The following is a 19,522-nucleotide window of genomic DNA, read 5'->3' as shown; positions in this document are numbered from 1 at the left end:
TGCGCTTCATCCACGCGGGCGACTTCTCGGCGCGATTCACAGCGGAATCCCAGCGCCGGAGGTTATGGGGCGCGTCGGGTGCTACTCCGCAGCGAGGGCCCGAAGTGCGACGTCAGCACGATCCGAGACGATGCCATCGACTCCCGCAGCCACGAGGCGGCGCATGTCGCCGGCGTCGTTGACGGTCCAGACATGTATCTCGACACCGAGGCGGTGGGCCGCGCGGACGAGCGCGGGGGTGAGCACCGTGAGAGCTCCGTGTCGCTCTGGAATCTGCAGCGCGTCGATTTCGCGGAGGGCACGCGCGGGGGAGAGGCGGAGTGCGGACAGCGCACGCAGTGCCGCGATCGTCCGGCTTCCGCCGGATGTCGCAGGCCGAAGTGAGGCGCCCGCCCGCAGGACGGACGCGACCGCCGCACGGCGGTTCGCGTCCGAGAAACTCGTGACGAGCACGCGGTGGGTGTCTTCGGCGAGGATCGGCCCGAGTGGGTCGACGGCAGTCGGCGTCTTCACATCGATGTTGAAGCGGACCTCGGGAAAGGAGTCGAGCGCCTCCGCGACAGTGAGCAGCCCGCCGTGGGCGGAGAAGATCTCTCGCAGTTCTCGCGTGCGGACCTCACGTACCGCTCGGGTGTCGCCGACCAGCCGCTCGAGCGTCGAGTCGTGGAACAGCACCACGTCGCCGTCCGCCGTCACCTGACAGTCGGTTTCGATGTACTCGACGCCCGCAGCATGGGCGGCGGCGAATGCCACGGCGGAGTTCTCCCAGATGCCCGAGTCCTCGCCCTCCGCGGTGATCAGACCGCGATGAGCGAGGACTCGGGGATGCCGCGCCTTGATGAAGTACGGGTGCGTCACGCGCCGGGAAGGGTGTTCGTCGGGCCCTGGCCCGGCTTCGGTGTGAACGCGCTGCCGATGCCCTTGAGCGCCTCGGTCAGTTCGCTCGGGATGATCCACAGCTTGTTGGACTGCCCCTCGCTGATCTTCGGCAACATCTGCAGATACTGGTAAGCCAGGAGTTTGTCGTCGGGCGCACCCTGGTGGATAGCGGTGAAGACGTTCTGAATGGCCTCGGCCTCGCCCTGTGCGCGGAGCACGGCGGCCTGCTTGTCTCCCTCTGCGCGGAGGATCTCGGCCTGACGGGCGCCCTCTGCCTCGAGGATCGCGGACTGCTTGGTGCCTTCCGCGGTCAGGATCGCGGCGCGGCGATCCCGCTCTGCGCGCATCTGCTTCTCCATGGAGTCCTGGATGGAGATGGGCGGATCGATCGCCTTCAGTTCGACTCGTCCCACGCGGATGCCCCACTTGCCGGTCGCCTCATCGAGCACGACGCGGAGCTGGCCGTTGATGTTGTCACGGCTGGTGAGCGCTTCCTCGAGGTTGAGGCCACCGACGACGTTTCGCAGCGTCGTCGTGGTGAGCTGCTCGACCGCGCCGAGATAGTTGGCGATCTCGTAGGTCGCCGCCCGGGCATCCGTCACCTGGAAATACACCACCGTGTCGATCGAGACGACCAGGTTGTCCTCGGTGATGACCGGCTGAGGGGGGAAGGAGACGACCTGCTCGCGCATGTCGATCAGCGGCCGGAGACGGTCGATGAACGGGACGAGGATGTTGAGTCCGGGAGTGAGGGTCTTGTGATACCGGCCGAGGCGCTCGACCACGCCGGCGGTCGCCTGCGGGATGATCCGGATGGCGCGCGCGACGGTGACCACCACGAAGATGATCACGGCGATGGCGAGTATCCAGCCGATCGCTGCGGGGATGAACGATGCGTCGTCCACGGGGTTCTCCTAGTCGTTGACGGGTCGGACGATGGCGGTCGCGCCGTTGATCGCGCTCACGGCGATCGGTGCTCCCTGCGGGATGGGGACCGGGGTGGCGGTGCGCGCGGTCCAGGTGTCGCCGTTGGCGAGCTTCGCCTGGCCGGAGATCTGCGTGATCTCGACCAGCGCTATGCCGCGCAGATCGACGAGAGCATCCACATTGGACTTGGTGGGATCTTCCCCGCGCTGCAGGCGCTTGAGCAACGGCGGTCGGAGAAAGAGGATGAAGACCGCAGCCGCCGCGGCCGCGATGATCACCTGCACCCAGACCGGCACGCCGAGCAGGTCGGTCACCAGCCCGACGACGCTGCCGAAGCTGAGCATGAGGAACGTGAAGTCCAGCGAGAGCATCTCGATGACGAGGAACACGGCGATCAGGACCAGCCAGCCGATCCAAGCCCATTGGTCGATGAACGTGACGAAAGTCGTGAAGTTGTCCATGCGGCCTCCTTTGTGGTCAACGTATCACGCGGGGGACCGCCGATCCGGGTGCCACTGCGCTCCCTTGATAGTGTGAGTGGGCCGTGCGATCACGGCCTTTTCGCGCATCATGAGGAGTCACCGTGACCGACGTTCTTCCCGCAGGTTCCCTGGACGGCAAGGTGGCACTGGTCACCGGCTCATCACGCGGGATCGGCGCAGACACCGTCCGCTATCTCGCCGAGGCCGGCGCCGATGTCGTCATCAACTTCCGCAACAAGGCCCCGCGCGCCGAGAAGCTCGCCGCTCAGCTGCGCGAGCTCGGTCGTCGGGCGCTCGTGGTGGGGGCTGATCTCACCGATCCCGCATCCGTGGCGGAGATGTTCGACGCGATCCGCGCCGAGTACGGACGTCTGGACGTGCTCGTGCTCAACGCCTCCGGCGGCATGGAGTCGGGGATGGCCGAGGACTACGCGCTCACTCTCAACCGGGATGCGCAGCTCAACGTGCTGAATGCTGCGGCCCCCCTGCTCGGTGACGGGGCGCGTGTCGTGTTCGTCACGAGCCACCAGGCGCACTTCATCCGCACGACGCCGACGATGCCCGAGTACGTGCCGGTCGCGCTGTCGAAGCGCGCGGGCGAGGATGCTCTGCGCGAACTCATCCCCGGGCTCGCTGAGAAGGGGATCGGCTTCACGGTCGTCTCCGGCGACATGATCGAAGGGACCATCACGGCCACCCTGCTCGAGCGCGCTAACCCCGGCGCGATCGCCGAGCGTCGCGAATCGGCCGGCAAGCTCTACAACGTCTCCGAGTTCGCGGCCGAGGTCGCCAAGGCGGCGGTGGATCCGGTGCCCGCCGACAACACGCGGCTCGTCGGAGATGTGAGCGCGTTCGTCGCAGAGTAGCCCCAGACGAGAATCGGCCCCGTTCTGCTGATGCAGAGCGGGGCCGATTCGGCGATCGGGAGTCGTCAGCTGACGGGCTCTCCCTTGACGGCTGCGACGTATTCCTTCTCGTCCTTGCCGAGCGTGATCGCACGCACGATCTGGATGATCCCGAGCACGATCAGCGAGATGCCGAGGAGCAGCCAGAAGGCGAAACCGGCGATCAGCGGCGAGAACAGCACGATGATTCCCGCGATGATGCTGAGGATCGCGTACAGAACGGTCCATACACGCGAGCCATCGCTGCCGAGGAGCGTCAGGGCGACGACACCGTCGACGATCCAGCTGACGCCGATGAAGATCACGACGACGAAGGCGAGGGTGGCTGCAGCCGCGCTCAGGTTGAAGAACGCGATGACGCCGGCGACGACGTAGAGCAGGCCGAGGACGATGTGCCCCACACGGGCCCATCCGCCCTTCGCGCCCGAGAAGATTCCGAGCCCGATGTAGACGAGACCGGCGATGACCAGGTACGACGCGAAGATCGCAGTCACGATGACAGCGGACTTCACCGGCCAGACCAGCAGGACGATTCCGGCGATGAGAGCGAGGACGCCGGCGACGGCCAATGTGACCCGGATCGACTTGAACAGCGATTTCGCCTGGGTGAGTGGTTCAGACATGGTGGGGACCCCTTTCTGAGAAGATCCTGTGAGGATGCCCCCTCAGGGTAGCGCCCTCGCGGCACACGATGGGGGAGGAGACCTCACCCGCGTTTCTCGAAGTCATCCCAGGACTCGCAACGTCATGGCAAAATCGAGTCGTGACAGCCCTGGATGATGCGCGCCTACGCGAACTCGCCGTGATGCGGAAGGTCAGGGACCGCATCGACCGGGAGTACGCGAACCCTCTCGACGTCGAGGCGCTCGCGCGCGGAGTGCACATGTCGGCGGGTCACCTGAGCCGGCAGTTTCGGGACGCCTACGGCGAATCGCCCTACTCCTATCTGATGACCCGCCGGATCGAGCGAGCGATGGCGCTACTGAGGAGGGGCGACCTGACCGTGACCGAGGTCTGCTTCGAGGTCGGCTGCTCGTCGCTCGGCACGTTCAGCACGAGGTTCTCGGAGCTGGTGGGTGTCGCACCCAGCGTGTACCGTGAACGCGCCGCGAACGTCGAAGGGATTCCGTCCTTTCAGGCGAAACAGGTCACCCGACCGATCAGGAATCAAGAAGCACCGCGCACCCATGCGCACCTAACGTGAACACCATGAACATCAGCATCCACTACGCCTTCCTCCCGCACACCGACGCTGACGCAGCCCTCGCCTTCTACCGAGATGCTCTCGGGTTCGAGGTGCGCAACGACGTCGGGTACGACGGTCTGCGCTGGCTCACGGTCGGTCCTGAGGGACAGCCTGAGACGTCGATCGTGCTGCATCCGCCGGCAACCGACCCCGGCATCACGGATGCCGAGCGGCAGACGATCCTGGAACTCATCGCCAAGGGCAGCTATGCGGCGCTCACTCTGGCGAGCGACGATGTCGACGCCCTGTTCGAGCGCCTCGTCGAAGGCGGTGCCGACGTCGTACAGGAGCCGATGGATCAACCGTACGGCGTGCGCGACTGCGCCTTCCGCGATCCCGCGGGCAACCTGCTGCGTATCAACCAGGCAGCCTGAACACCTACCGATTCACGAAGGACGCAGATGACCGTCGATCAGCACCCCGCCGACACCCATGACCTGATCCGCGTGCAGGGCGCGCGTGAGAACAATCTGAAGGACGTGAGCGTCGACATTCCGAAGCGGCGACTGACGGTCTTCACCGGCGTCTCGGGCTCGGGGAAGAGCTCGCTCGTCTTCGACACGATCGCTGCCGAGTCCCGGCGCATGATCGACGAGACGTACAGCGCATTCGTGCAGGGATTCATGCCGTCGGTGCCGCGCCCGGACGTCGACGTCCTGGAGGGGCTGACCACGGCGATCATCGTCGATCAGGAGCGCCTCGGCGCCAACCCGCGGTCGACGGTCGGCACGGTCACCGATGCGAATGCGATGCTGCGCATCCTGTTCAGCAAGCTCGGCCAGCCCTATATCGGCGGTCCGACCGCATTCTCCTTCAACATCCCCACGCAGAAGGCGAGCGGGGTGATGACCGGCCCGGGCGGAGAGAAGAAGATCGTCAAGGATGCGATCTACCTCGGTGGCATGTGTCCGCGATGCGAGGGCAGGGGAGCGGTGTCCGACCTCGACCTGGCGCAGATCGTCGACGAGTCGAAGTCTCTCGACGAGGGCGCGATCATGGTGCCGGGATACACCGCGGACGGCTGGATGGTGAAGGGCTTCTCTCAGTCCGGGTTCTACCCGGCCGACAAGCCGATCGCACAGTTCACGGAGAAGCAGCGTCACCTCTTCCTTTACGGCGAGGTGACGAAGGTGAAGATCTCGGGGATCAACATGACCTACGAGGGTCTGATCCCGAAGATCACGAAGGCGATGCTCTCGAAGGACCTCGACGCGCTGCAACCGCACATCCGCTCCTTCGTGGAGCGTGTGGCGACCTTTGCCGTGTGCCCGGAGTGCGACGGAACGCGACTGACCGAGGGGGCCCGCTCCTCGAAGATCGATGGCATCAGCATCGCCGATGCGTGCCGGATGCAGGTCACGGATCTCGCCGATTGGGTGCGTGGACTCGACCTGCCTGGAGCCGGCCCGCTGCTGCAGGCGCTCAGTGCCAATCTCGACGCGTTCGTGACGCTCGGCCTCGGATACCTGAGTCTCGAGCGGCCGTCGGGCACGTTGTCCGGGGGAGAGGCGCAGCGGATCAAGATGCTGCGACACCTCGGTTCGTCCCTCACCGACATCACCTACGTGTTCGATGAGCCCACGATCGGTTTGCACCCGCACGACATCCAGCGCATGAACGGGCTCCTGCTCCAGCTGCGGGACAAAGGCAACACCGTCCTGGTCGTCGAGCACAAGCCGGAGACGATCGTGATCGGCGATCATGTGGTCGATCTGGGTCCCGGCGCCGGAAGTGCCGGTGGAGAGATCTGCTTCGAGGGCACGGTCGAGGGGCTGAAGACGAGCGGCACCAAGACGGGCAACCATCTCGATGACCGGGCGCGGCTGAAGGATGCGGTGCGCTCGGCGTCTGGTGCGATCGAGGTGCGCGGCGCTACGGCGAACAACCTGCAGAACGTCGACGTCGACATTCCCACCGGCGTACTCACCGTGGTGACCGGTGTCGCCGGGTCGGGCAAGAGCTCACTCATCCACGGCTCGGTGTCGAAGCGCGACGGTGTCGTGGCGATCGACCAGGCGGCGATCAAGGGCTCCCGGCGCAGCAACCCTGCGACGTACACGGGGCTGCTCGAGCCGATCAGGAAGGCGTTCGCGAAGGCCAACGGCGTGAAGCCGGCTCTGTTCAGCGCCAATTCCGAGGGGGCCTGCCCTTCCTGCAAGGGCGCGGGCGTCATCATCACCGAACTCGGTTTCATGGACACGATCGAGACGCCGTGCGAGGACTGCGGCGGCAAGCGCTTCCAGGCGGGCGTCCTGGAGTACAAGCTCGCGGGCAAGGACATCACCGAGGTGCTCGACCTCCCGGTCGCTGAGGCGCGGCTGTTCTTCAGTGAGGGCGAGGCCAAGCTCCCCGCAGCCACGGCGATCCTCGGGCGCATGGAAGATGTGGGGCTCGGCTACCTGTCGCTCGGACAGCCGCTGTCCACGTTGTCGGGCGGTGAACGCCAGCGCATCAAGCTCGCGATACAGATGGGGGAGAAGGGCGACGTCTACGTCCTCGACGAACCGACCACGGGCCTCCACCTCGCGGATGTCGACAAGATCCTCGGACTCCTGGACCGACTGGTCGACTCCGGAAAGACCGTGATCGTCATCGAGCACCACCAGGCGGTCATGGCGCATGCCGACTGGATCATCGACATCGGCCCCGGTGCGGGCCACGATGGCGGCAAGGTCGTGTTCGAGGGAACGCCGAGCGATCTGGTATCCCAGAAGTCGACCGTGACGGGGGAGCACCTCGCCGAGTACGTCGGCGCCTGACGTGTAGAGGAGGAGGCCTACGGAAACCGATCGGTTTCCGTAGGCCTCTTCGCCTCTCAGTCCCTCCGGCGAACTCTGCGTACCACCAGAAGCAGAGCCCCCGTCAGCAGCGTGCCTGCAGCGATGAGCAACAGGGGACCGGAGTCCGCACCGGTGACGGCGAGTGACCCATCAGCTGCGGTCGGCACATTCGGCGTCCCGGGAACACTCGGGGTATCGGGGTCGACGGGCGGCTCGCTGGGCGGCACCGCCGTCACCGGATTCTCCAGGCTGATCGCGACGGTGCCGTCGGCGACCGTGAACGTGGCGGACTCACTCCAGTCGGACGCTGCGGGGTCGGACGAAGTCAGTGTGCCGAGTGCATCAGGCTGGCTTCGATCGATGGACGGAGCAGCCAAGAGACCTTAGTCGGTTGGCAGGGCTTTGTCTGTCGGCCGAACGTCCTACAGACACGGAGCTTGCGGGTCGGCGATGCTATAGCTTCCAGTTACTCAGGGAGATAGCTCATGACGAAGAAGTTCTTGACAGTATCGTCACGCGGGGCGAAGGCGCTGATAGCCGAGGGCGGTCACCAGGTCGAAAGTGATACATTTCATTTATGATGGTGTGGATCGTGTACTTGGAAGAAACTCCTGGTTTCATCGGCGTTTTTGACGTCGAAAGCGACGCGTACGAATTCCAGGAAAAGTATGCGGCTGATAGCGGACTCTCAGTTCTGCTTACCCCCGTCTCTGTGCCTTATCGGGTCGCAGGAACAGATGGGCCTCTTTATTCGCAGTAGCGGTGAGCTCGGCGGACGTTCCCTACGAGTACCTCGTCTACCCGGATGGAACACCACTTCCTGCTGATGCGGTGGTGATGACGGACGCGGAGATGGATGCACTTGGGTCCGACACGAGCATCGGCGCTCCTGAATCGACGCCAGGTGCGACCACGAGAGCGACGGTAGTAGGAAATTGTAATTTTGCGGTGAGACAAATGTGGAAGAGATCATCCGGACAGGGGTTCCCCTCCGGTTCAGTGGGCGCGAAGCCAGCAATCTCTAGTTGTTGGGGAGCCGTCACCAAGACGCACTTCAGGTCCATCGTTTTCATGCATAACGGGTGGCTCTGGGTTCCCGTTACTAAAGCCTTCGAGAGTTTCGGCACGTGGAACATGGTGCAAAAAAGTGTCCAGTACAAATGCAATGGGACCGGGCAGCACACGTTCCGCGTTGTCTCGTATTTCAAAGCCTCTGGGGCCAAGGATGTCACCGCTGCGTCAGCTCAGCTCAGCTCCGGCGATTACAAGCTCCAGTGCGGCTAAAGAACTGTCTGATCTCATGACGCGGTGAGCAATCGCTACGCTGAACCGCGAGCTGGCCCGTCATCCTCGAACCCGTCACCGTCATCTCGGACTACGAACGACGACTGCTCTCGAACAAGACGCTCGTCCACGCACTCGAGTCCGCATCAGCGGAAGTCGAGCGAGGCAAGATCGTCCCGGCTGAACGTCGACACGTCGCCGCTGACCAGCAATACAACGCTACGAACAAGCGAGATCGGCCAGATTTTAGTGAATGACGGACTGGCACACGCCCGTATCATCGCGTACTGAGTTGACACGGAGGGTTGCGACGCAGAACCCGCGAGTCGAAGCGCCGATGGTCAGAGCGTGGGATTCGAAGCCGCTTGCTGATCGATCGCCGTGACTTACGTCCCCACCGTGTTCGGGCCGCGTGTGAACAGCGTTGCCCGCTGGTCTTACTCGCTTGCGATGACTCTAAGCTGCTGACCGAAAGTGTCGATAAGGAATCTGTCTGTCGCACCGAGCAATGCGAGCATGTCTTCACTCGCACGTGCTTTCGACATTCCAGGCTGGACGATGCCTACTGAGATCTTCAGATCGAAGAGTCGCGCATCTCTTACCAGATTCGCCAGGTCACGCGCGGAGCCCTTGATCAGGCCAGACCGGCCATTGGCTTGGCGGGTCTGCTCCCGACGCAGCAGTCGCTTAGTTAGTAGTTCTGGGAGCGACTTCGCGCGATTCATCTTCATCGCTTGGCCACAGACTTCGTAGAGGTCTGTGATGCGTGCTCCCGGGGAGGGCAGCGAGGAGAACTTACAATGAACAAGAAGTACGTGAAGTTCGTCGGCCGCACGGCGGATAAAAACCGCATCGGCAAGCTCACCGGGGCCGTCATCATCGATGATGATGTCCCACTCCACCTGCTGATCGATTAGAGAGATGGCTCTGTACTGGATCGAATCCTGGTGTCGCTCAGGCGTCTGAGACTCTTTCCTGAGATTGATGCCGGTCCAGTCGAAGACCTCGATCTCTTCTCTGTTGAACAAGCGACGCTCAAGGTCGGGACGTAAAAAGTACCCTTGTTCGGCTAGAACGAGCTGGTCCTCGAAGATCACGAACGGGTTGGCTTTCGACAAGAGTGTGCTCAGAGGCATGCGTGCCGTCGAAGTCACATAGTCAACTTCTTCAGAGCCGGTTGGATGGATCTTTGGCGCACCATCGATTGAGAATTCGAATCGGTATTCAACAGACCAAGCCGCAGTGCTTACCGCGAACGTAAGGGTGCCCGCATTGGAAGGCGATGTCAGCACCAAGTCGGCCTCGAGCAGAGACAAGCTGCGTCCCGCGAACTCCAGTTGCCGCGCATCGCTTATCGACGCTTGCACCTGGTAAGGCCACTCGATCGAGAGCGGCACGGAGTTGGGGCGAGCCGTCGCAGGTTCGGGGATCAAAAATCCCGACATCACGGATTCGAGGCTGATGCTCTCGTCCGTGATGACCGGGCCAATCACCTTCACCCATCGAACCCAGTCATTGATGTCGCGAGCTTGCTGATGGCTCCAAACGCGCCCTTTTCGAGATGCGCCGAAACTGACCGGCTCCCCGTCGGAGAAGCCATGGGCGAAGATGTTGGTCTTCATCTTCGTTCCCCCTTCACCCCTCCAAGCATTCAGGACGTCCTGGCCCACATGCATGGAGAATCTGCGATTGCGACTAACAGAGTCAAGCAATCCGACGTTGGTAGGAACTCGACGCTTCACCCGCGATAGCACCCGATAGACTGCGTCGCCTTTGATGAGGTGCACTGAAGGTCCGCCGATGGCCTCCGCTATCTCCTCATGGTAGGAATCGTTGTTCGTGCTGTTGATGTAGAGAAAGCCACTGGCTGAGTCGAGATATACGAGGTAGAGGTGATGGACCAGTTCGTTGAACTGGGAAAACTCACCCCATCGAACGGGAGAGACCTCACGAGATACCCACCATGCAACCTTGTCGCGGTTGTTGATGCCCAAACGAGTGGTCAGCAGTCGGTCTTCAAACAGACCGTATATGGACTCCGGCTTCCACGTCGCGCCGGATGCCGAGTAGACAACGGTGCTCATTTTCGGGTGAATCGATTGCATGGCAACCTCGCGAGGGAGCGATGAGCCAAACGACCGCTCGAACTCAGTACGCTCTCTCTCGCGTCCAACGACCTGCTCGGTGAGGTCGCTGATGACTTCATTCCAGTCGGCGTCCTCGCCATAAAGTCGTCGTAGTCGTTCGTCAATCCCCGCGATCTGGAGAGGCACGAAAGCTGAAGCCGTTCCAAGATTCCCATTCGAACTGGTCCGCGTAAAGCGACCAATGAACTGAAGCGTGACACCGAGGCTCCTCTGGGGGTCATGGATCGCTGCCACCTTCAGCGCAGGAAGGTCGAACCCCTCGCCCAGCATGTTCACGCAGACGACGATGCGGCTCGTGCGATCGTCAAGCCTCGATCGATTCGTTGCGCGCTGGGCGGCGGTCAGGCCGGTGTCGAGCCTCATCGGACCGAGGTCCGACGCGATGCGTTCGTAGTGAGGCAAAAGCTCCGCAACCCTTCGCACGCTTCCTACTCGTGCCATTAGGACATGATCGAGTCCCATCGCGAGATCACTGCGAAGACGTTCCACCGCAGCTCTCGCCAGCGCACCGTCAGGATCGCTCAGATCGATAGTCGATGTGTACTCGATCGGCGAGAAGTAACCGCGTTGCTGGGCAAGCTTGAGGGGATATGCGTAGGCGATCGATCCGCCTAGGTGCTGCCCGTCCTCACGATATGGCGTGGCCGTGAACTGAAGCACTTCCCGGCCGGCGAAGATGCGTTCAATCACGCGCCAGGTCTTCGCCGCGACGTGGTGTGCCTCATCGATTACGAGGACTTCGCAGTGTTCGTACAGCCTCGCGCGCGCATCGTCGCCGAACGCGTTCAGCGCGGAAGTAGTCGCCACGACCACGTTGACGCTGTCCATAACCGCGTCGACCTCGGCGACCTCGGCAATGCCCGCCTTGACGACCAGAACTATGGGGCACTTGAACGAACCCTCGAGCGCTCCGACCTCGGGAAGAACGCCCAGTGAGACATACTTCCTCGCCGTCTGTGTTCGAAGCGCGTCCGACGGAACGATGACCAGGGTCTTCCGAGGCGAGTGCGCGAACGCCGCCAACATCGTCTCGGTCTTACCGGTTCCGGTCGGCATGACGATCGTGATGGGCTCGGTCCGCTCCGTGGACCGTAGAGCGAGGATCGCGTGCAACGCTCCAAGCTGGGGCGCCCGCAAACCCTGGCCGGTTTCATCTTCGCTAGCAAAGCGGAAACATCCGGCGAGGGAGTCCGTTACGGTCTGAGGCGTCGCGGGCTGCCAGCCATGAGAACCACGTCCGTCTTCCAGCCACCAAATCTCGTTGTTCCCTACGGTGGATTCCCTGATGGTCATGTACCGGCTCTACTTCCCCAAGGTGTCGGTCTCTGCAGGCGACTTCGCCCCAGGCTCACGTTATCGAAAACTACCGCGCCCGACTGGCGAACCTGGCGAGAGCGGCGGCGAAGGGGAAGTCGAAGTCGAAGGCCCATATGTTCGCGACGGTTACGTTCTCACATGACCCCGAACCACTTCCAGAGCCAACCAGATCGGACGTGGACCGATGCAGAGTTCGCGGCCGCCGAGTTCCTCGGTAAGTTGCATGCCGTTCGGCGACCCGCCGCTGCAGCGATGCTGCATCGCGATGTATGCATCTCAAGCTAAGCGTGTATTCCTCAGCCTGACAGCGTGAATCCCTTAGCCATATCTCAGGAGATGCCGGAAGCAGACGGAGCTTGAGCAAGCGCAATTCAGCCGCCAGCCGACCTCACGCCGACGACGAACCCCAGAGCCAGCAGCCCCACCACCATCGCTCCGACTCCTAGGCGAAGTCTGACGCGTGGTCGTGCAGGCGATGAGTCTGAGTCGGAATCCGCGTCCGCAACGTAGCTGACTGACAGATAAGTGATCTCATCGTCTTTCAGGACGATGGTTTCGGCGGAGAACGGTTGCAGCTCTCCGCCTGGCGGCCGAACCGAGATGTTTCCCAGGAGAGTTAGGGCCTTTGGCTCTCCCTCCTCGCCTACGTTCCCGTACGTATCGACGTAGCCTTCGACCCAGGTCCCGTCCTTCAGCTGCACGCCCGCAAAGTTCAGAGCCTCCGGAAAACGATTGAACACGTAGCCCCAGGATTCTCGGTCGGGGTCATCCTGCCATCGCCCGAAGGTGAGCTCGTGCGCTTTCTTCCCGCCTGCCAGCCAGCTTGCGACACCAGCCACGCCAAGAGCTGCGGTGCTCACAATAACGAACCAATCGAAGTGCGCTCGCGTGTAGGAGGTCGGATCTTTGAGGAACGCTGTTACCTCTGAGCGCATCGTCACGTCGACCATGGACATCAACGCGACGGCCAGCGCGAACAGCGCGAAGATGGTGGCGCTGACGAAAACAGCTGTAGCTGTCTCGCGGAACGCGGATCGCTTGACTTTCGGTCGATGCCGCTCTCGACTGATCGAGAACACCACTCCGGGGATGATCAGTAGGAGGTAGAAGGCCACTCCGACGAGATCCGTTGGCATTCCGTTACTCAGCTTTCAGTCGTAGAATACAGATCACAAGGACGGCTGGAGGGCACCATGGCGACGGAAACGATGAACAACCAGACCCACCTTGAGCATGCCCAGCAACCGGTGAACCGACGGATCCAAGCCATCGTCCGCCCTGCTTCTCAGCTTCCTAAGCCGCCGGCAGCCGTAGCGCCGAACGCCACTCGCTAGCAACTGTACCGGTCGGGCGTTTCTTGCGGACGTGAGGGTTCCTGGTGCCCTGTCGTCCGACGCGCGACTGTGAGTAGTTCCGACGGGCGGGCCATCGTTGAAGTTCGTCGGCGACGACTCCGGTTAGTCAAAGGTTTCGTCCCTCGGCTCCGGGAGGGAGACCGACGTCCCAGAGAGCCCTTGCGAGTAAGCCTTGCAATCGAGAAGCTTGCGACTGGCGCGAACCGATCCGGGGCGAAGCCGCTCGCGAACTAGCTTCACACCTCCGCAGAGACCATACGCTCTGCACTGTAGACACGGGAGCTAGTTTGAGCCAGTAAGGCGACGTCGATGATGGTGAGCATCGGCAGCGGAATCTCTCCAGCATCGGCAGTGTGCAGGCGCTTATGCGGTGTGACCCAAACGAAGCAATCCGCTCCGGAGTGTCTCATCACCTCCACGAATTCTGAGTCAGCAAACCAGAAGTGTGGCCTCCCAATGCCCGAGCGTCCGGATGCGTCGAGCGTTTCGAAGTAGGCGGTCGCTTCGTCGAAGATTAGGAACCCGAGCTTGAAACCCAGGCGTTCGCTCCGGTACGCGTCAGCCTTGCGCGCGTGGTCAGAGACGGTGCGCGCGAATTGCTGGATGTATGCCGCGTAGTTGTGGTCCTGGTCTGTGGGTAGTCCGCTGCTCACCGCTGCCATCACAGTTGCGTCCTCGTGGACGTCAAGTCCTAGCGCCGCGATCTCCCGGAGCACTGCGCCTTCGCGTGCTCGCGTCCTATCTTTCTTGCCGGGTCGCGGGTGATCATCAACCGCCATCGCTTCCAGGAGAATCGACGAAGTCAGGTCCTCGAAGTCGGGACGTTCACGTTGATCAAGGTGCCCGTTCCGAATGCCAGCCAGGAACTTATGAGCCAACTCGCTTTCCGCTGGGTAAAAGCACACGGCTGAATCAGCAACGTCCGAGGCGAGATCGACGACGTCGCGTTCGTTCTTGAATGTGAGCTTCATGCTCGTGCCGAACTTTCAATTGCTACCGGTCGACGGCAGGTTGGTGGCGTCCTAGATAGCAATGGTTCCACGCCTCGCAACGCTGACCCTGCCTCGACCACCCTAGCTGTGGCGATCCCGTGATCGGCGAAGACCCGGACATCGATTTTACGGGGTACACGCAAGCTGCCAGTCTCGGATGGGTGCAGTCCCTTCGGCAGGCTTTCTCAAGCAGGTACCCCAGAGGGAGGGAGCACGCCAGCTGACCGGAAGAGTGGTCCCTCAGCCGGCGACGGGTATGGATTCCCGACACTCGAGTCGAGCCGTCCAGTACGATCGCGCCATGGATCTCGCCATGCTCATCGTAAACTTCGCGCTGTTGGCCGCGACAGGTGCCGCCACGGTCGTGGCGTTCGTGCAGGCGCGCTCATCGCTCGCAGATTCGAGGGAGGCCAAGTCGGCGAGGGACGAGGCGGTGGCCGCGCAGCGAAGGAGCACTGAACTGCTTGGCGAGGCCAATGCGATTGCGCGGTCAGCGCGCGACACGATGGATGAGCGTCTTGAGCTCGAACGCCGTCGTCACGCGCTACACAGCGAAAGGCGAGACGTGAGCTGGGGCGGAGAGTGGCCGATGGATATTGGCGCTGACCAGGCTCCGACGCTCCGGATGTCTAACATCGGAAGCACTGACGCCTTCGATGCGGTTCTGAAGATCCTGACGCCGGGCGGAGATGCCACTTTCATCCTCGGCGACGTTCCAGCGGGTGCGAGTGCCGATGCGATTCTCCAAGACACTGAGATGAGAGGCCCGGTCGCACAGGCGGTCATGCGGCGACACCCCACTCTGGGAAATATCAGTTGGCAGAGCGCAGCCGGGCACCGAGAGGCACGCCCCATCGAACTGCTCGCAGAGCGCTGAGCGCCGAAGTAGATGCTGCAGATTACACCCTCGGCTCACCGGACTAGCGCTGCACCGGCCGCAACTTGCGACCTGGGATGATGTGTCCGTGGCAGACGTCGAACTCCTAGCTGTATCGAAGATCACCGAACTTGTCGCGCGATGCCCTCATCTTGCGGCGCAGATCGCGTCGAACGACAAGACCCCCTTCACCGATGGCCATATCGACGTGTACGAGGGACTCAGTCGTAGCAAGGCCGACTGGCGGGGCCGCGTCGACGTGCAGGTGAAAGGGCGCAAAACGAAGGGTCTACTCGCAACCTTCCCGGTAACGCGTACGGACCTGCTCGCCTTTCAGCGCAATGCTGGCGTCCTCTACTTCGTGGTGACGATCCATCCGAAAACGCTCAAGCGCACGGCCTACTTTGCGGTCCTGTCGCCCTTCGGGATCGAAGGCCTTCTCGCGAAGGCGGATCGGGATCAGAAGACCATCTCGATTCCGCTCACCACTCTGACGAGTGACCCGACGAAGCTCGAGTCGGTGGTGGCGTTGGCGCTGAACACGAAGCGGCAGAACACCTCGACGGGGTTCGATCCGGCGCTGTTCGACCAGATCGCATCGCTCACGGTGCACTCCGTGAGTGACCTCAGCTTCGACGGTCCACTGACGCTGGATTCGAGCCGATTGGACGTGGCGCTAGAGATGACGACGACCAGCGGCATGCAGGTGCCCCTCGGTGGCCGTCTCGAGATCGTTCCTGCCGAATACACCCAGAAACGTGTGGCCTTCCAGATCCGCTGCGGTGACATCGCCTACGACGAGTGCTCGGTGAGGAGACTGGACTCGACTCGAGTTGCGGTCGCACTTGCCGGCGGTCTGACGATCATTTTCAAGGAGGAGGCGGGTGTTCAGACCAGCTCCTTCACTCTCACCCTCGCAGGGAACTTCGCTGACGAGTTGAAAGCGCTCGAGTTCTTCTCAGCGGTGAAGACCACTCGGACCATTGAGCTCGACGGGCGAAAGTCCACGTACGAGATGGAGGACGAGGACGAGGACGACTCGCTCGAACGTCAGCTGCGATTCATGCGACGGCTGCAGGACCTGTTCACTCTGCTCGAAGTTGATACGACTTTGATCAACCTCGAGGACGTCTCGGATTCCCAGCTGCGAGAGCTGATGAACGTCTACCGATCACTCATCGAGGGCGAGGAGCCCACGAACAAAACGGGGGCGATCAGCCGGTTCGTGATCTCGGTCGCCGAATGGCACCTGATGTTCCTGCTCATGCCTGGTTCCACGGAGGGGCATTGGCGCCTCGTGGACCCATTCGACTCGGCCGCGCCCCACATGTATCGCTACGACGACGAGGATGATCCTTCGCGCGCGGGCGTCCCCGTCACCGTCTACGACACAGTCGAGGACGAGTACTTCGCGACTGTTCTGAACCTGCGCCTGAGCGCGATGGTCGACGCGTACGAAGCGCTGACCGATCAGCCCACGACTTTGCACCTCGCGAATCTCCGAGTCATCGCGCTCATCTCCGCCGCCGATGGCGCGGGTTCCCGGAGGGGAGCGCTCCTAGCCGCGGCGCAACATCTCAACGACTGGTTGATCGCGCAGGACAGGGACCTTGACCGTCACTACCTGAACAGGTATCAGATCCTTTGGCGGACAGGCTCACTCACCTCGGACGACCTTGCAGCGATTAGGGAGATGAAGAGGCAACAGGCCCGGCTAGGCGACGCACAGTCTCTCGAGTTTGAGATCGCCTGCGCGCTACTTCTCGACGACGCCGGCGAGGTAGCCCACCTGGAGAAGCAGCTCGAACCCGATCGGCTGGCGATGATGGAAGCATGGCCGATCTGGTATCTCCACCCGCCGCGATCGTCACTCAGGGAGGTCGAAGGTTCGTCGGGTGTAGCCCCGCGCCACTGAGCGCGCACGACTACCCGATGGACGCATCTCCACGCAGGCTGAGACGGCGGTCGCTAGCTCGGTGAATCGGCCTTCTCGTGTAGCGATGATGGCGAGTCCTCGTTGAGCCACGGATTCCCTACAATGAACCAGGCTCGCGCGATGTTATCGCCTTCCACCTCGCTGATCGCCCGCCACGCGTCCTCCGCACACCTGAGCCGCGTGGGTCAACCTTGCGGCCCAGGAATGGGCGAACACGGCCGGCCACCCGATCAGCTGGGCCGACGTCGCGATCCGCGGCAAGCTCGCCTGGTCGATCGCCGAGCAGCAGCTCAAGCGCGCACCCGCCCTCGGCCCGACCCACCTCTCCTTCAACGGCGGTGGAGCTCGCAGCTCCAGCACTGCCGCTGGTGGACCGGGTGCGACACGGAACCAGTCCATCGGGCGATCAAGCCGAATGCATCTGTGCGTCCGCGATCGCAGTGAGGATCGACTCGGGGTCTCGTCTCATGAGCAACCACTGCGTCGGTGTGACGAGTTTGAGTGACGGGTTCTGAGTGGTCATGAACCCGTAGACCTGCTCGACCGGCCAGGACGGCGGGAGGGCCTGCCCTACCTGCGCTACGCCGGCGAGCACACCGCACGACCGATCGAATTGCCAAACCGGGAAGCGTCGTTTTCGATTCACAAGAAAGTAGTAGAGAGTGCCGCGGCGGGCCCGCCGCTGTACCTGGCGCAGGCCGATCATCAAAAAGTCGGCCGTTTCATCGTCGCTCCAGGAATCGACAACTGCCTCGATTCGTAGTCGATACTCGGGGCGAAGTCTCCGTGGCAACTGGGCGTTGGAGCCTCCGGAAGATGGCTTCGCGTCGGCACCCTTGATCGGCTCGTAGTCCTGCGGCTCTGCCGGGACGAGTACATCGCCTTCAGTCTCTAACACCAGTTCGATCATCGTTTGCAGAAGCGCGTCGATGAGCTTCCAGTCGCGCCCTGAATCCGACGCAGCTTCCACGAGTCGCCGCAACGCTTCGAGTACAGAATTGACTTCGTCTTGCGAGACTTCGCCAGCGCCCCGCTGAGCAGATGTCTTCCCACGACGTTGGTGCGCGGTCTGCTTGCCGGCCTGACCGTTACTCACTCGGCACGTCCAACGTCTCGAGGATGTTGACCACTTCGAGCGGATCGCTTCCCGTGATCAACCAATCAACGGGGGAGCGCGCCCTGCCTTCGGCGACAAGACTCGGATGAGGCGTCGACATGAAGATATTGATCGCAGCGGCCGGCCATTCTCTCGGGATCGCGGGAACGATGATGTCGACACCGGGCAGGACTTTGAAGCGCGGCCATCCAGCGAACTGCCAGGAGGGATACCGCAATTCCCGACCCGAACCGATCACGTGCAGATAGCCGTGTCGGCTAAGTCGCCGCAACGAGGCGGGCGTGATCCGCAAGAAAGATTGCGTCCCGTCCGGGGTTAACGAATCCTCGTCCTGGACGAGCACCGGTGTGAACGTTGCTGCAGCAAGGGGTGTCGAGCTGCCACAGACTCGCGCGTTGAGCGCTCGAGATTGCTCGCGGAAACGCTGACCCACTCGAAGACTGCGCGTCACTTGCGGTTCGTAGCGGATGTAGCCGCGTCGGCGCCACTCGATCGCGACATGCCGACGAAAGCCGTTGCCCCCGCGGCGACGATCCAGTGCGTCCCACTCCGCGGGGAGAAGTGATGGGAATCCGCCGGTGTCCGGCAGCAAGTGTTCGAAGAGCTCCCGGAATGTCGGCCCGTGAGAGTGTCGACGACGATACTGGGCGATGAAGATCGCAGCCGCGAGACCCCACTCATCCGCTGTTTCCTCGCCCGTGAAATCCTCGAAAGCATACTTCCACTGAGCTGGCGGGGGATGGTTGACACCGCTCCACCAACCTGTCCACGACATAGTCGCCACGGTCACCGTCACAATCGCGATCGCATGTGAAAGCCGGCCCTGCGGTGCGACCGCGGTGTCCGTAGGGCGGGCAGCACACGTGCAGAGTGGAAGAGATCCGGCGGTGAGGGATTGTTTCGTATGGCCATTCAGATTATGGCATACGCGTAAGCCCATACCTGGCAGTCAATGTCGAAACGCTAGAGGGGTGGAGAAGCGTGCGGAGGAGGACGAGCGAGATTGGCGAGATTTCGCCGACGAGTTGGCCGTCCAGCTTCGCCGCATCCGCCATGCCGCTGGCATGAGTCAAGAGGATGTCGCGTATCGGGCGAACCTGAGCCGTTTCATATATAGGCAATACGAGCAGGGGGAGTCGAGGCGCGGCACCCCCGCCAATCCGTCTCTTCGTGCGGTCCTGTCGATTGCGCAGGCCCTGAACGTCACTCTCGAAGAGCTTCTGCCTGACGCTGTACCTGACTTACGGCGTCGTTGACTTGTGTGCCGTGAGCTGGATC

Annotated in this window: 17 protein-coding genes; 7 read left to right on the top strand and 10 right to left on the bottom strand. The window is 62.4% G+C overall.

All coding sequences use genetic code 11. From position 1 onward, the window contains the following. Positions 1–81 precede the first annotated feature (81 nt). From ACWGO6_RS00820 to ACWGO6_RS00810, 3 genes are read right to left on the bottom strand one after another with little or no spacing between them, the layout of a single operon-like run. The gene (locus ACWGO6_RS00820) at positions 82–858 is read right to left on the bottom strand and encodes a glycerophosphodiester phosphodiesterase family protein (protein WP_452325608.1); all 777 of its coding nucleotides are present in this window, start codon (positions 856–858) and stop codon (positions 82–84) included. Beyond that, entirely contained in the window at positions 855–1,784 is a 930-nt protein-coding gene (locus tag ACWGO6_RS00815; protein WP_051662450.1) for an SPFH domain-containing protein, read from the bottom strand. The genes ACWGO6_RS00820 and ACWGO6_RS00815 overlap by 4 nt, the downstream gene beginning before the upstream one ends. A gap of 9 nt (positions 1,785–1,793) precedes the next feature. Further along, positions 1,794–2,267 carry an NfeD family protein gene (locus ACWGO6_RS00810; RefSeq protein WP_136043911.1) on the bottom strand — a complete coding sequence of 158 codons (474 nt, stop codon included), beginning with the start codon at positions 2,265–2,267 and terminating at the stop codon, positions 1,794–1,796. A 122-nt stretch (positions 2,268–2,389) separates the two neighbouring features. On the opposite strand from ACWGO6_RS00810, the gene ACWGO6_RS00805 reads away from it, so the two are divergent. Continuing rightward, positions 2,390–3,154 carry an SDR family oxidoreductase gene (locus ACWGO6_RS00805; protein ID WP_452325607.1) on the top strand — a complete coding sequence of 255 codons (765 nt, stop codon included), beginning with the start codon at positions 2,390–2,392 and terminating at the stop codon, positions 3,152–3,154. 65 nt (positions 3,155–3,219) lie between these two features. On the opposite strand, the gene ACWGO6_RS00800 is transcribed toward ACWGO6_RS00805, so the two are convergent. After that, positions 3,220–3,816, bottom strand: a complete 597-nt coding sequence (locus ACWGO6_RS00800) for an HdeD family acid-resistance protein (protein ID WP_136043913.1) — start codon at positions 3,814–3,816, stop codon at positions 3,220–3,222. 182 nt (positions 3,817–3,998) lie between these two features. Between ACWGO6_RS00800 and ACWGO6_RS00795 the strand changes: the two genes are divergently transcribed. From ACWGO6_RS00795 to ACWGO6_RS00785, 3 genes are read left to right on the top strand one after another with little or no spacing between them, the layout of a single operon-like run. Continuing rightward, entirely contained in the window at positions 3,999–4,397 is a 399-nt protein-coding gene (locus ACWGO6_RS00795) for a helix-turn-helix transcriptional regulator (RefSeq protein ID WP_452326098.1), read from the top strand. Between the two features lie 5 nt (positions 4,398–4,402). Next, positions 4,403–4,813, top strand: a complete 411-nt coding sequence (locus tag ACWGO6_RS00790; protein WP_136043915.1) for a VOC family protein — start codon at positions 4,403–4,405, stop codon at positions 4,811–4,813. A gap of 27 nt (positions 4,814–4,840) precedes the next feature. Further along, positions 4,841–7,198: an ATP-binding cassette domain-containing protein gene (locus ACWGO6_RS00785; protein ID WP_452325606.1), complete on the top strand. Its 2,358-nt coding sequence runs from the start codon at positions 4,841–4,843 to the stop codon at positions 7,196–7,198. A gap of 56 nt (positions 7,199–7,254) precedes the next feature. Here the strand turns inward: ACWGO6_RS00785 and ACWGO6_RS00780 are convergent, their stop codons facing one another. The 4 genes from ACWGO6_RS00780 to ACWGO6_RS00765 form a co-directional block, all read right to left on the bottom strand. Beyond that, positions 7,255–7,596, bottom strand: a complete 342-nt coding sequence (locus tag ACWGO6_RS00780) for an LPXTG cell wall anchor domain-containing protein (protein ID WP_452325605.1) — start codon at positions 7,594–7,596, stop codon at positions 7,255–7,257. Positions 7,597–8,940: 1,344 nt separating this feature from the next. Then, on the bottom strand, positions 8,941–11,943 hold the full coding sequence (locus ACWGO6_RS00775; RefSeq protein WP_452325604.1) for a DEAD/DEAH box helicase: 3,003 nt from the start codon (positions 11,941–11,943) through the stop codon (positions 8,941–8,943). A gap of 395 nt (positions 11,944–12,338) precedes the next feature. Continuing rightward, entirely contained in the window at positions 12,339–13,103 is a 765-nt protein-coding gene (locus tag ACWGO6_RS00770) for a DUF6338 family protein (protein ID WP_452325603.1), read from the bottom strand. 455 nt (positions 13,104–13,558) lie between these two features. Then, positions 13,559–14,293: a hypothetical protein gene (locus tag ACWGO6_RS00765; RefSeq protein ID WP_452325602.1), complete on the bottom strand. Its 735-nt coding sequence runs from the start codon at positions 14,291–14,293 to the stop codon at positions 13,559–13,561. 322 nt (positions 14,294–14,615) lie between these two features. Here ACWGO6_RS00765 and ACWGO6_RS00760 point away from each other — a divergent pair, with 322 nt between their 5' ends. Together ACWGO6_RS00760 and ACWGO6_RS00755 are read left to right on the top strand one after the other, a co-directional pair. Beyond that, positions 14,616–15,191, top strand: coding sequence for a hypothetical protein (locus ACWGO6_RS00760; protein ID WP_452325601.1), 576 nt, complete (start codon positions 14,616–14,618; stop codon positions 15,189–15,191). Between the two features lie 88 nt (positions 15,192–15,279). After that, positions 15,280–17,106, top strand: a complete 1,827-nt coding sequence (locus ACWGO6_RS00755) for a hypothetical protein (protein WP_452325600.1) — start codon at positions 15,280–15,282, stop codon at positions 17,104–17,106. 427 nt (positions 17,107–17,533) lie between these two features. On the opposite strand, the gene ACWGO6_RS00750 is transcribed toward ACWGO6_RS00755, so the two are convergent. Next, positions 17,534–18,223: a hypothetical protein gene (locus tag ACWGO6_RS00750; RefSeq protein ID WP_452325599.1), complete on the bottom strand. Its 690-nt coding sequence runs from the start codon at positions 18,221–18,223 to the stop codon at positions 17,534–17,536. Continuing rightward, positions 18,216–19,040 carry a hypothetical protein gene (locus ACWGO6_RS00745; RefSeq protein WP_452325598.1) on the bottom strand — a complete coding sequence of 275 codons (825 nt, stop codon included), beginning with the start codon at positions 19,038–19,040 and terminating at the stop codon, positions 18,216–18,218. The genes ACWGO6_RS00750 and ACWGO6_RS00745 overlap by 8 nt, the downstream gene beginning before the upstream one ends. Positions 19,041–19,083: 43 nt before the next feature. On the opposite strand from ACWGO6_RS00745, the gene ACWGO6_RS00740 reads away from it, so the two are divergent. Then, complete coding sequence (locus ACWGO6_RS00740) at positions 19,084–19,500, top strand: helix-turn-helix domain-containing protein (RefSeq protein WP_452325597.1); 417 nt, start codon at positions 19,084–19,086, stop codon at positions 19,498–19,500. Positions 19,501–19,522 lie beyond the last annotated feature (22 nt).

This window comes from Microbacterium sp. NPDC055665 (assembly GCF_053618035.1).
Note: the sequence above shows the minus strand (reverse complement) of the source record. Positions and strands in the feature narration are given on the sequence as shown.